Genomic DNA, 12,193 nt, shown 5'->3' with positions numbered 1-12,193 from the left:
CCGACTCGGCAGAAATGTGGGGGAGCTAAAATAAGCTGTCGCAAGGGTAACAAAAGCTGACGCAAGCTGCATGCTGGCTCGCTACACTCATGACATTACTCTTGCCTCGTTATTAATGCTTTCTGGAGACAGCCCATGTTTCATCTCCACCCTCGCCTCGCCGCCGACACCTTTCATCTCGGCGACTTTCCGCTCTGCCGTTTACTGCTCATGAACGATGCGCAATACCCGTGGCTGGTGCTGGTTCCTCGTCGTGCCGACCTGCGCGAAGTCCACGAACTCAGCGAAGCCGATCAGCATCAGTTGCTACGCGAATCGTCTTGGGTCAGTCGTCAGCTCGACGAAGCCCTTCAAGCGGAAAAAATGAATGTTGCCAACCTCGGCAATGTGGTTAGTCAATTGCACTGGCATGTGGTGGCCCGTTTTGTCGATGATCCGGCCTGGCCGGCGCCAATCTGGGGCAAGCACCCGGTCGTGCCATACACCCCAGAAGAACTAAAAGAGACATTGGCTATTTTGCGTGCAGCGTTGCCAGCGCAGGGCGATGTGACTTTGGAATGGGCGGTCTAAGCAGGTCATGCAGTCGCTCTTGGCACTGCCCGATGGCCTAGCACTCAGCCATGCCATCCTGCTCGTCATCAGCGCCGGTTTTACGTCGGCACTGACGGCCGGGCTAGGCATTGGCGGTGGCGTGCTGCTGCTCGGCATAATGGCATTCCTAGTACCGCCGGCCGCACTGATTCCGCTGCATGGCGTGGTGCAAATCGGCTCCAATGTCGGCCGCACCTGGCTCATGCGCGCACACATCCGGCCCGTGATTGTCTGGCCGTTCGCGGTCGGCGCGCTGGCCGGGGCCTTCGCCGGTGGCAGCGTCGCACGCGAACTGCCGGCACAGCTGCTCAATCTCGCACTAGCGCTGTTCATCCTTTACGCTGTCTGGGGGAAATGGCCGACGCTGAAAGGACAGGCGCAAAAAGCCGGACTCTGGGGTGGCGGCATCGTGATCAGTTTCGTCAGCATGTTTGTCGGTGCCACCGGCCCGCTGGTGGCGACCCTGATGAAGACACAGGCGCTGGACCGGCAGCAGCACATGGCCACCTTCTCGGCCTGTATGAGCCTGCAGCACGGCCTCAAGATCATCGCCTTCGGCTTTTTCGGCTTCGCGTTCGGCGCGTGGATGCCGCTGCTGCTGGCCATGATCGCCAGCGGTTTCATCGGCACCTGGCTGGGTGAGCGCTGGCTCGCCGGCCGCAGTGAAGACGGCTTTCAGCAAGGCCTGAACTGGCTGCTGACCGCGATGGCCATACAACTACTCTGGCAGAGTTTCCATGCTTGATTTTCTGCCCTTGGGCGCTCAGCTGCTGCAAGCCAGTCTCGCCGGCCGAGAATTGTTTTACCTCTCACCCGGCCCGCACCAGCCGCAAGCCGCACGACGCGGCGGTGTGCCCGTACTGTTTCCTCAATTTGCCGGCAACGGGCCGCTACCCAAACACGGCTTCGCTCGCAATCGCGACTGGGCGCTGAATACACCACATCCCAACACCTGTGTGGCACGTTTGCAGCTGACGCGAACAGATCATCCACAATGGCTACATAGCGCCGAGCTGACGCTAACCACCGTGCTGAGAGATATGCTGACGCAAACCTTGTGCATCGAGAATACCGGCAGCAGCACCTTCAGCTTCAGCGGTGGGCTACACCCATACTGGGCGGTGACTGATATCGCCCATTGCAGCATCAGCGGCCTGAGTCTGCCCGGCCTAGGCCATCGCGAAATTGATGAGTGGCATGCCGGTGGTGAAGCCATCACGCTGCAAGACGGAGAGCAACAGCTACGCTTGTCTCAGCAGGGCTTTCAGGGCTGGCAGGTCTGGAACCCCGGCCCCGATCATGCACTAAGCGACATGCCGTCTGCCGATTGGCAGCGGTTTGTTTGCCTAGAGCCAGTGGTGATGACACCGATTCAGCTGGCTCCCGGCAAAATTTTTGAGGGGGTGTTGCGGGTTCAGGTAATCCAGACCTGATACTCAGCCCTTCACCACCAAACGATTGTTCACATCGCGGCTCGCCCGCACGCGCTCCAGATGGTCGATGGCATTTTGCTGCTTGGCCAGGCGGTCATAGAGCAGCACATTCACCGTCGCCGCCAGATTCATGCAGCCGATGGTCGGCACATAGACCACCGCATCCGCGGCATCGATGAGCGCTTGATCTATCGAACCATCTTCCGGGCCGAACACATACAAGGCATCGTGCGGATGCTGAAACGCTGGCAACGGGGTCGCACCTTCCGCCAGCTCTACGCAGACCAGCGCCTGCCCTGTTTGCCGCTGCGCCAGCAGCGAAGTAACGCCGGTCAGCGCGATGGTCTCGCTACGCTGCTTGGTATCGAGCTGATATCTCGCCGCGCGCTCGAAGCGTGTGCCGGTGTAATAGACCGTTTCCACGCCGTAACAACCCGCTGCACGTAACACCGCTCCAACATTATCTGGGCTTTTCGGGTTGATCAGGCCAATGGCCGCTTTCTCTGACAACACAGAGTCCTCACGATCATCCATCAGCCCAAGAGTCCGGGATTGTTCTGCCACAACCAGAAATTCAGCACAGCTGCAAATCCCACCCAGAGCGCATACGGCAGCAGCATCAGTGCTGCCAGCTTGTTGAACCGCCAGAACTGCACGGCCGTGGCCACAATCAGACCCTCCAGCAACAGCACATCGGCAAATGCCAGCGCGCCCTGATGCCAGGCAAAGAACAGCCAGCTCCACAACACATTCACCGCCAGTTGCACGCCGAACAGTTGCAGCGCACGACGATGGCCCGGCTCACGCCAGACCAGCCAGGCGGCAACACCCATCATCGTGAACAAGGTGGTCCACACCGGACCGAAAACACCCGCTGGCGGCGCCCAGCTGGGCTGCTGCAGCGTCGCATAAAAAGCTTTGGCCTGAATGGATGCCAGCGCGCCAAAACCGGATGCGGCATAGACCACGACCAGCGAAATCAGCAAGGCCAGCCACTGACGCTGGGGCTTAGCGGCATGCGTCGCAGCTTTTGGCCGACGGCCGCGCTTATAGTGCGCTTCCGGCGAGCTGGATTTGATGATCAGACGTGTCATGGTGAACTCCTGTGCAAGCAGGCCTTGCGCCACCGCATCGGCGACTCACCTGCCCACTCCTTGAAGGCCCGCGAAAATACGCTCTGCTCAGCATACCCCAGCAGGAACGCGATCTCGGGTAATGATAACTGGGCATCGCGCAGATAATCCTTAGCTAACTCAAAGCGAAGGCTATTCAGCACCTGCTTGTAACGCAGATCTCGCACTTGCAGGGCGCGGTACAGCGTGCGCTCCGACAAACCCATGCGTGCCGCCACCGCCGCAACTTCCGGCGGGCCGTCCTGTAAAACGGCGACGATTTGCCGCTGCAATTCACCGAGAAAGGAGTCTGGCACTGGCAGCGCCTGCAGCATCGCTTCAGCCTGCTGTTCAAGCAAACTGGTGAGGTGAGGGTCCTGACTGTTAATCGGCAGGCTCATGACGGCCAGCGGCAGATGCATGGCGGAGACCGGGCTATCAAAATGTACTGGGCAACCGTAGAACGTTTCATACAGCCCGACATCTGCCGGCTTGGGGTGCAGGTAGTACACGGCGGTCGGGGTGATGTCATCGCGACCGGTCAGCTGGCGAGCAAAGCCAGCCAAGCCAGCGGACACCACATCATCCGAGAGCAGTGTGGATCTGCTCTCACCTTTGCCCCAGCCAATCACAATTTCGTCATCATGCTGAATCAGCAACGATGGCGCGAGATTGTGCAGTAGCGGCTGAAACCGGCTGAAGCGCAGCAACGCCTGACCCACGGTGTCGCTATACATAGCGAGGTAACCGAGCACGCCAATATGATGCGGATGCGCACAGCTGCCAATCTGGAGACCCAGTGCCGCCTCATCTGGGCAGGCCAACTGGATCTCGTCGAGTAAGGCCCACCAGGTCGTGATCGGCATGCGCGGGCCTTGCGCCAGTCGCGTCAGGCGTTCGCGCAGCGCCGGCAAGGCCAGCTGCCGCTGATCGAGAAAGCTGATCAGCAGGTTAGCGAGCGAGGCCGCAACATAAATCGTGGTGGTATCTGATGTGTTCTTCATTTGGCAGACTATGTCAAAAAGCGTGAGAAAACGTCAAGACGACGGGTCAGAAAGCCGACATCATGTGTGTGTCGTAAAAAGAAGAATCAATAACGCAACGAGGGGAAACACCATGAAAAAAGTCACACAAGGTTTCTTGCTGCTCTGCGGCCTAAGCTTTCTGCTGATCGGCATTAACACCTTTCACGACCCGTTGACGGCGATGGCCCCAGTCGAGCTCAACATCAACACCGTGAGCGCACTGAACGAGCTGCGCGCCAACTACGGTGGTTTGCAGATCGGCATGGGCTTGTTTCTGTTAGTCGGCCTCTGCTGCAAAAACTATGTTCGCCCGGCTCTGCTGGCTCAGGCACTGATCGTTGGCGGTCTGGCTGCCGGCCGGCTCGTCAGCATCGCGCTGGACGGTCAGCCCAATGCCTTCGTGCAGGGTTTGATCGTGCTCGAAAGCGTGATCGCCCTGCTCTCGCTAGCACTGTTTCTGCGCCAACCCAAGATCGCCTGACGGAGACTCGCCATGACTGATTTTTTGCAACCTCTCATGCCGCTGCTGCACAACATCTTTGGCCAGGATGTGGACTGGAAACAGGTCTTTCTGATCGGCATGACGCCACTATTTCTGCTCGCCTTCATGATCGAATACGTGGTGGAGAAGAAGCGCGGGCATCACGCTAGCTTTCACCCGCGCGAAATCGTTGCCAACCTGTCGCTGGGTGCCAGCTACCAGGTCTTCGAGGGTGTGATGTGGCTGTTGCTGACCGGAGGGATTTTCGCCTGGGTTTTCGATCACCGCCTGTTCGACATCCCGGTCAACGGCTGGACCATCCTGCCCATCTTTATCGGCGTGGAGTTCAGCTATTACTGGTTCCACCGCACCTCGCACCGCGTGCGCTGGTTCTGGACCGCCCATGTCCCCCATCACAGCGGTGAGACCATGAACTTCACCAACGCCATGCGCCAGAGCCTGCTCAACGCCTTTGTGGGTAGCTTCGTGTTTTACCTGCCGCTGGTCTGGCTGGGCGTGCCACCGGCGGTGGTGATGTTCTGTCTGGCGGTTGATCTGGCCTACCAGTACTTCGTTCACACCGAGTCCGTTGGCCGCTTTCCGGCCTGGTACGAATATATTTTCGATACGCCGTCCAACCACCGCGTGCACCACGGCCGCAATCCGGAATATATCGACAAGAACTACGGTGGCGTGCTGATCATTTTCGATCGCTGGTTCGGTACCTACGCCGAAGAAAAGGCCAAGGTCGAGTACGGCATCACGCAGCAGATCCGCTCTTACAATTTTCTAGTGCTGAACGTGCATGAAATGGTCGACATGCTGCGCGATGTGTTCTCGCCCGGCCCGCTGGGCCAGCGCCTGAAGCATCTGATCATGCCACCGGACTGGCAGCGCCCTGGCCACAAGCCAGTGCGCACCTGGAAGACCGAGGAGCGCTGATCGGCCTCCTCAGCGCTGGCTTGCTCAGCTGCGATAGCTCGCATCCAGCTTCTCCACCTTGCGCAGCAGCGCCGGCCAGGCAAACGCGCCACCCATGCCGCTGGTCTGCACACGCATGGCCTCAGCGACACCAGCAACGATGCGCGGATCCACCGAAATCAGCTCGCCGCCGGCTTGCGCCGCAAGCTGAATCTGGCAAGTGCTCTCGAACACATACATGTTGAGAAAAGCATCAGCGATGCTGGCACCGCAGGTCAGCAGGCCATGGTTGCGCAGCATCAGGAAATTCGCGGCACCGAGATCGGCTTGCAAACGTGGCTTCTCATCCGGCCGGAACGCCACACCTTCGTAATCGTGATAAGCCAGCGACGCCAGCACAAAGGTCGATTGCTGCGAGATCGGCAGCACGCCCGCCTTCTGCGCACTCACCGCGACACCGGCGCGGGTATGCGTGTGCAGCACGCACTGCGCGTCCTCTCGCACCTCATGTACCGCACTGTGAATAACAAACCCAGCCGGATTGACCGGAAACGGCGACTCGCTGAGCTTGTTGCAGTACTGATCGACTTTGATCAACGAGGACGCCGTGATCTCGTCGAACATCAGTCCATACGGATTGATGAGAAAGTGATGATCCGGCCCCGGCAGCCGCACCGAAATATGCGTGAAGACCAGATCGCTCCAGCCATAGGCAGCCACTAAGCGATAGCAGGCAGCCAGATCACACCGCAGCTGCCATTCCTCGGCGCTGACTTGACCTTGCAGTGATGGTAGATCCATAAGTAGTCCTCTTAATACCTGCCGTTCAGTCTTGTAATGGCGCCAACCAGCGTCGCCAAGCCGGCCATTTAGGTTGGTCTATTTGACGCTGCACTTGCAGCTGAGCCATCAAACTATGAATGGCACGTTCGGTCTGCTCGCGCACAGCCCACAGACTGGATTGATCCACCGCCTCGGTTTGCCAAGGCGCAGTCGAAATGCGCTCGCCAAAGGCAAAGTAAAAGGGTTGTGGGCGAGGTAGCAGGGTCGGGCCAATGCCCTTTACCACCGGCGACAGCAGATCACCATCGCGCACTAATTTGTTCAATCGGCCGCCACGATCCAGCCACTGCCAAAGCGTTGAGCTGCGCACATCATCGGCATCAAGAACAATCTCGTAGCTTTCGTTAGCCCCCACGGACGCAAACGGAATAATGTCGTAGCCATGCTGGATAGCGAGGCGTGCAAAGCCCGTGCGCTGCTTCCAAATCACTTCATAACGGTCGGATTTACGGCGATTCACTTCGCGCGCGCCACCGGGAAAGACCAGTATGGATTCGCCACGCCGCATCAGTTCACTGCAATTCTCGGGTGTGCCCTCTACCCCGCCGTAATCTGTCACGGCCTGGCCCCAGCCGGGAATTCGAAAATGTAGGTGATCGCCCAGTGAACGCGGCAGCACGCCGTAATGCGTGTAGAGGTGATCCAGCATGAGACCGGCATCAATGCTAAACAGCGCATGATTGCCTACAAACAGGGCTGGACGCTTTAGGTCCAAGCTGTCTAAACCATAAAATTGTGGGCTAAACCACGCTCGCATGGGCGCCATCAGGCGATGTAATTTCTTTGCTGATGGCGCCTTAAAGTTTCCAAAAGCTTGCTGCGCCAGTTGCTCAGCACGGGTTAATCGAGCCATGTACCACCTATTCCGTCAATCATCCTGATTTGAAAAACTTATCCCCGACTGCTGTGGACAAGTTCGTGGGAAAGCTGCCATGAATCGCCTGTATGCCAGTAAGCACAAGGGATTCCAAGTTTTGTTTGAATTTTCGGCAATTGTCTACTTATTCGACGATCACCGATTTTTGACCTCAAATGACTGCTTAATTTCTGCACATCACTAAGGTCATCTCACTGAAATCATCCTACAATCGCCAACACAATAAGACCTAGCAGTTTGTTTAACTGCAGCTAAATTCTGGGATGAATTAGATGAAAATAAAAATACTCGCCGCCTCGGCACTATTGGCCATCAGCAGCAACTCCATGGCAGGCCTTTACTGCATATTCGATCCCTTAGGCGCTCAAGGCCCCGCGTTTGAAATTGCAAAAGATTTCGCCTTGGTTGCCAAGCAGTGGAAAATTCCGCTCACGTTAAAAGCCTATACCGACGAGCGTGTCGTCACTGAAGACTTCAAAGCCGGTCAATGTGATGGCATTGCGGTCACGACATTGCGTGGACGTCAGTTCAATCATTTTGTGGGCAGCTTAGATTCGATTGGCGCGGTGCCCACCTACAAGCATTTGCGCATTGCCCTTCAAGCGATTGCCAGCCCACAAATGGCCCCTACAATGACCTCGGGGCAATACGAAGTGATCGGGGTCGCGCCTCTTGGGGGTGCTTACATCATGGTCCGCGACCGCAACATCAATTCCATTGAAAAGGCCGCCGGCAAGAAAATTGCCGTGCTCGACTTTGACAAGTCACAAGCCAAAATGGCTCAGCAAATGGGCCTGCAGCCCGTGGCCTCTGATATCACCAGTTTTGCCCCAAAATTCAACAACGGGCAGGTCGATATCATTGCGGCTCCGGCCATCGCCTATAAGCCATTTGAGCTCTACAAAGGGCTTGGCACCACCGGCGCGGTGTATCGCTTTCCGCTGATTCAAATGACCGGGATGATGATTATCCGCAAGGACAAGTGGCCCGCTGATTTCGGCGCCAAGGCTCGCGCCTATTCACTCACACAGCTCGATCGCGCCGAGCTCATCGCTAAGCAGTCTGAAGATACGATTCCGGCAAACTACTGGATGGAATTGAGCGCAAACGACAAAGCTCGCTACGTGGTCATGATGCGGGAATCACGACTGATACTAACGAAAGATGGCACTTACGATCAGAAGATGATGAGGCTACTAAAGAAAGTACGCTGCAAGATCGATGCCTCAGCCGCAGAGTGCTCGGACAACGCGGAGTAACACTGCACTTACGCAGGCTTCTTCTGCAAGAGCCGGATGATGCTGGAGAAATCCAGCGCACCGGCACCGCCGGCACTGTGCGCGGCATACAGATTGCGCGCCAGACCGCCGAGCGGAATCGCTGAGCCACTGGCCAGCGCGGCCTCTTCAGCCAGACCCAAGTCTTTCAACATCAGATCCGTACCAAAACCGCCGCTGTAATCCCGCGATGCCGGCACGCCAGCCATCACGCCTGGCATCGGGTTATATTTCTCTAAGGACCAGTTGCCACCCGAACTCTGCTTCATGATTTCCGATAACACCGCTGGATCTAGCCCATTGTTGACGCCCAACGTGAGCGCCTCCGCCGAGCCGATCATGTGAATGGCCAACAGCATGTTGTTGCAGACTTTGGCAACCTGACCGGCACCGCTGTTACCGGCATGGAAGATGTTCTTGCCCATAGCCTGCAGAAACGGCTGAGCCGCCGCGACACACTCTGCTGCACCGCCGACCATGAAGGTCAGCGTACCGGCAGCAGCACCTGCGGTACCGCCAGACACTGGCGCATCGATCATGGACAGCCTGCGAGACTGAGCAGCGGCGGCGACCTTGCGCGCAGTCGCGGGGGCAATCGTGCTGCAGTCGATAATGCGGGTGCCTGCCGGCAGGTTAGCCAGCAGGCCGGTATTGGCTGCGCCATCACCGAGGTAAAGCCCTTCCACATGACGACTCGCCGGTAGCATGGAAATGACCACACTGGCACCAACCAGTGCCTCGGCGGCCGTCGCAGCCACGCGCACACCCTCGGCGGCAACCTTGGCACGAGCCTCGGCCGTAAGATCCACGGCCGTGACCGCGAAGCCGGCCTTGTGCAGGTTCACGGCCATCGGGCCGCCCATATTACCGAGGCCGATAAAGGCTATTTTCACCGTCATGTCTGTATCCTTATGCTGTTAGTCAGGTCTGTCGCGCCGATCAAGCAGCGCCTCAGCGAATACTGTCCAGCGCATCCGCGTCCAGCATGCGCCGCGCGATAATCACGCGCATGATCTCGTTGGTGCCTTCCAGAATCTGGTGCACGCGCGAATCGCGCAGCAAACGCTCCAGCGGGTAATCGCGCAGATAACCGTAGCCGCCGTGCAACTGCAGCGCCTCGTTGCAGACATTGAAGCCGGCATCGGTGGCAAAGCGTTTCGCCATCGCGCAGTACGTCGTTGCATCCTTGGCGCCGGCATCCAGCTTGCTCGCGGCCAGACGGATCATCTGCCGGGCGGCCACCAGCTCGGTGGCCATGTCGGCGAGGCGGAACTGCAGGGCCTGAAAATCCGCCAGCTTCTTGCCGAACTGCTGGCGCTCGCCGAGATAGCGCTGTGCCGCATTGAACGCGCCCTGGGCCGCACCCACGGAACAAGTGGCGATGTTGATGCGCCCGCCATCCAGCCCCTTCATGGCGATGCGGAAGCCCTCGCCCTCTTCGCCAAGACGATTGCCGACTGGCACACGCACGTCATCGAAGAAGATGGCGCGCGTGGGCTGGCTGTTCCAGCCCATCTTGTCTTCCTTTTTGCCATAGCGGATGCCCGGCAGATCGGCCGGTACAGCAAAGGCACTGATGCCTTTTGCGCCGGCGACACCGGTACGCGCCATCACGACCAGCATGTCGGTGCTGCCCGCGCCAGAGATGAACGCTTTCGAGCCTTTCAGGACATAGTCGTCACCGTCGCGGCGGGCACTGGTCTTCAGGTTGGCTGCATCAGAACCGGCATCGGGCTCGGTCAGACAGTACGACGCCAGCTTCGCACCGGCCGTGAGCGCCGGTCCCCACGACGCCTTCAAGGCTTCCTGGCCCCAGCTGCAGAGCATCCAGGTCGCCATGTTGTGGATGGTGAAGAAGGCCGCGGTCGACGGATCCGCCGCCGCCAGCTCCTCGAATACGATCGCGGAATCCAGGCGGGACAGACCAAGGCCGCCCTGCTCCGGTGGCGAATACAGACCGCAGAAACCCAGGTCGCCACCCTGACGAAATACCTCGACCGGAAAGTGCGCCTCGGCATCCCAGCGTGCCGCCTGCGGGGCCAGTTCACGTGCAGCGAAATCGCGGGCCAGCTGCTGGAAAGCAAGCTGGTCATCGTTCAGTTCAAAGTTCACGGCGCAAGCTCCTCGATCAGCGCAGGCTGATGGTGGTGTTGACCGTGCTCACGGCATCTTCGTCAAACCAGCGTGCAGTGATGGTCTTGGTCTGCGTGTAGAACAGCACGACCTGCTTGCCGTAAGGACCGAGATCGCCGAGCTTGGAGCCGCGCGAGCCGGTGAACGAGAACAGCGGCACCGGCACCGGGATGGGCACGTTGATGCCAACCTGACCGACGTCGATCTCTTCCTGGAAGTGACGCGCTGCGGCGCCGGAGCGGGTGAACAGGCCGGTGCCGTTGCCGTTCGGGTTGGCGTTGATGAGCGCAATAGCATCATCGAGCGTGTCGACCTCGACCACGCACAGCACCGGTCCGAAAATTTCCTGATCGTAAATGCGCATGCCCGGCTTCACGCCGGCAAACAGTGTCGGGCCGACAAAATTGCCACCCTCGTAGCCCGGTACGGCTGGCTTGCGGCCATCCAGCACCAGACGCGCGCCATCTTCGATACCGCTGGCGATCAGGCCCTCGATGCGCGACAGCGCCGCGCACGAAATCACCGGGCCAATTTCCACACCCTTTTCATGACCGGCACCAACTTTCAACGTGGTGGCACGCTCGGCCATCTCGTTAATCCACTCGCGCGCTTCACCGACCAGCACGACGACCGACGATGCCATGCAACGCTGCCCGGCCGCGCCGAAACCGGCGCCCACCAGCGCATTCAGCGTCTGCTCCTTGGGCGCATCCGGCAGTACGACCACATGGTTCTTCGCACCCATCATGCACTGCGCGCGCTTGCCGGCCAGCGTGGCGCGGTTGTAGACATGCGTTCCGACGCGGGTCGAACCCACGAACGAGATCGCCTTGATATCCGGGTGGTCGCAGAGGCCGTTGACAATGTCTTCGGCACCGTGGACAACGTTGAGCACGCCGGCCGGAATGCCGGCCTGCACGGCCAGCTCGACCAGTCGCATGGTGCTCATCGGGTCCTGCTCGGAGGGCTTGAGCACGAAGGTGTTGCCGCAGGCGATGGCCATCGGGAACATCCAGAGCGGAATCATGGCCGGGAAGTTGAACGGTGTGATGCCGGCGCAGACGCCCAGCGGCTGCTGCAGCGTGTAGGTGTCCACACCGTTGGCGACATTGTTGGCAATCTCGCCCATCTGCAGCGTGCCGATGTTGGCAGCATGTTCGACCACTTCGAGACCGCGAAAGATGTCGCCCTCAGCATCCGGCAGCGTTTTGCCCTGCTCGGCGGTGAGGATGGCCGCAACTTCCGCCATGTTTTCGCGGATCAGCTGCTGATACTTGAGGAAGATGCGTGCACGGGCACCGATCGGCGTCTTGCGCCAGGTCTTGAAGGCGGCCTTGGCCGAGGCAACGGCAGCCGCCAGCTCCTCCGGCGTAGCCAGAGGAACACGTGCCAGCACCTGCTGGGTAGCCGGATTCACCACATCACGCCATTGCGTGGTCTGCGACTCCACGAATTCGCCATTGATCAGCAACTTGACGGTAGGAACAGTGGTCATGACGA

14 protein-coding genes are annotated in these 12,193 nt (G+C 59.0%); 6 read left to right on the top strand and 8 right to left on the bottom strand.

The features are described 5' to 3' along the window. Positions 1–135: 135 nt before the first annotated feature. The 3 genes from AC14IB_RS08690 to AC14IB_RS08680 are packed head-to-tail and all read left to right on the top strand — an operon-like array spanning position 136 to position 2,024. Entirely contained in the window at positions 136–570 is a 435-nt protein-coding gene (locus tag AC14IB_RS08690; RefSeq protein WP_484231506.1) for an HIT domain-containing protein, read from the top strand. Positions 571–589: 19 nt separating this feature from the next. After that, positions 590–1,336, top strand: a complete 747-nt coding sequence (locus AC14IB_RS08685) for a TSUP family transporter (protein WP_484231505.1) — start codon at positions 590–592, stop codon at positions 1,334–1,336. After that, on the top strand, positions 1,329–2,024 hold the full coding sequence (locus tag AC14IB_RS08680) for an aldose epimerase family protein (RefSeq protein WP_484231504.1): 696 nt from the start codon (positions 1,329–1,331) through the stop codon (positions 2,022–2,024). The genes AC14IB_RS08685 and AC14IB_RS08680 overlap by 8 nt, the downstream gene beginning before the upstream one ends. A gap of 3 nt (positions 2,025–2,027) precedes the next feature. Here AC14IB_RS08680 and AC14IB_RS08675 read toward each other — a convergent pair whose 3' ends face one another. Genes AC14IB_RS08675 through AC14IB_RS08665 form a run of 3 tightly spaced genes read right to left on the bottom strand, consistent with a single transcriptional unit; the run spans position 2,028 to position 4,140 of the window. Beyond that, entirely contained in the window at positions 2,028–2,558 is a 531-nt protein-coding gene (locus AC14IB_RS08675) for a TrmH family RNA methyltransferase (RefSeq protein WP_484231503.1), read from the bottom strand. Next, on the bottom strand, positions 2,558–3,118 hold the full coding sequence (locus tag AC14IB_RS08670) for a TspO/MBR family protein (protein WP_484231502.1): 561 nt from the start codon (positions 3,116–3,118) through the stop codon (positions 2,558–2,560). The genes AC14IB_RS08675 and AC14IB_RS08670 overlap by 1 nt, the downstream gene beginning before the upstream one ends. Next, a complete protein-coding gene (locus tag AC14IB_RS08665; protein WP_484231501.1) occupies positions 3,115–4,140 on the bottom strand; it encodes an AraC family transcriptional regulator in 1,026 nt (341 codons plus the stop codon). Before AC14IB_RS08665 ends, AC14IB_RS08670 begins: the two co-directional genes overlap by 4 nt. A 112-nt stretch (positions 4,141–4,252) precedes the next feature. On the opposite strand from AC14IB_RS08665, the gene AC14IB_RS08660 reads away from it, so the two are divergent. Further along, positions 4,253–4,642, top strand: coding sequence for a DUF4345 domain-containing protein (locus tag AC14IB_RS08660; RefSeq protein WP_484231500.1), 390 nt, complete (start codon positions 4,253–4,255; stop codon positions 4,640–4,642). 12 nt (positions 4,643–4,654) lie between these two features. Further along, a complete protein-coding gene (locus AC14IB_RS08655) occupies positions 4,655–5,584 on the top strand; it encodes a sterol desaturase family protein (RefSeq protein ID WP_484231499.1) in 930 nt (309 codons plus the stop codon). 24 nt (positions 5,585–5,608) lie between these two features. On the opposite strand, the gene AC14IB_RS08650 is transcribed toward AC14IB_RS08655, so the two are convergent. Continuing rightward, the gene (locus tag AC14IB_RS08650) at positions 5,609–6,364 is read right to left on the bottom strand and encodes a class II aldolase/adducin family protein (protein WP_484231498.1); all 756 of its coding nucleotides are present in this window, start codon (positions 6,362–6,364) and stop codon (positions 5,609–5,611) included. A gap of 25 nt (positions 6,365–6,389) precedes the next feature. Next, on the bottom strand, positions 6,390–7,259 hold the full coding sequence (locus tag AC14IB_RS08645) for a lysophospholipid acyltransferase family protein (protein ID WP_484231497.1): 870 nt from the start codon (positions 7,257–7,259) through the stop codon (positions 6,390–6,392). A gap of 296 nt (positions 7,260–7,555) precedes the next feature. Here AC14IB_RS08645 and AC14IB_RS08640 point away from each other — a divergent pair, with 296 nt between their 5' ends. Next, the gene (locus tag AC14IB_RS08640) at positions 7,556–8,542 is read left to right on the top strand and encodes a putative solute-binding protein (RefSeq protein WP_484231496.1); all 987 of its coding nucleotides are present in this window, start codon (positions 7,556–7,558) and stop codon (positions 8,540–8,542) included. An 8-nt stretch (positions 8,543–8,550) separates the two neighbouring features. Here AC14IB_RS08640 and mmsB read toward each other — a convergent pair whose 3' ends face one another. From mmsB to AC14IB_RS08625, 3 genes are read right to left on the bottom strand one after another with little or no spacing between them, the layout of a single operon-like run. After that, positions 8,551–9,459: a 3-hydroxyisobutyrate dehydrogenase gene (gene mmsB / locus AC14IB_RS08635; protein ID WP_484231495.1), complete on the bottom strand. Its 909-nt coding sequence runs from the start codon at positions 9,457–9,459 to the stop codon at positions 8,551–8,553. A 52-nt stretch (positions 9,460–9,511) separates the two neighbouring features. Continuing rightward, a complete protein-coding gene (locus AC14IB_RS08630) occupies positions 9,512–10,672 on the bottom strand; it encodes an acyl-CoA dehydrogenase family protein (RefSeq protein WP_484231494.1) in 1,161 nt (386 codons plus the stop codon). A gap of 16 nt (positions 10,673–10,688) precedes the next feature. Then, complete coding sequence (locus tag AC14IB_RS08625) at positions 10,689–12,188, bottom strand: CoA-acylating methylmalonate-semialdehyde dehydrogenase (RefSeq protein WP_484231493.1); 1,500 nt, start codon at positions 12,186–12,188, stop codon at positions 10,689–10,691. Positions 12,189–12,193 lie beyond the last annotated feature (5 nt).

The sequence above is a fragment of the Perlucidibaca sp. genome (assembly GCF_057084925.1).
The sequence above is the reverse complement of the archived record's forward strand: the minus strand, read 5'-3'. Positions and strand labels throughout refer to the sequence as shown.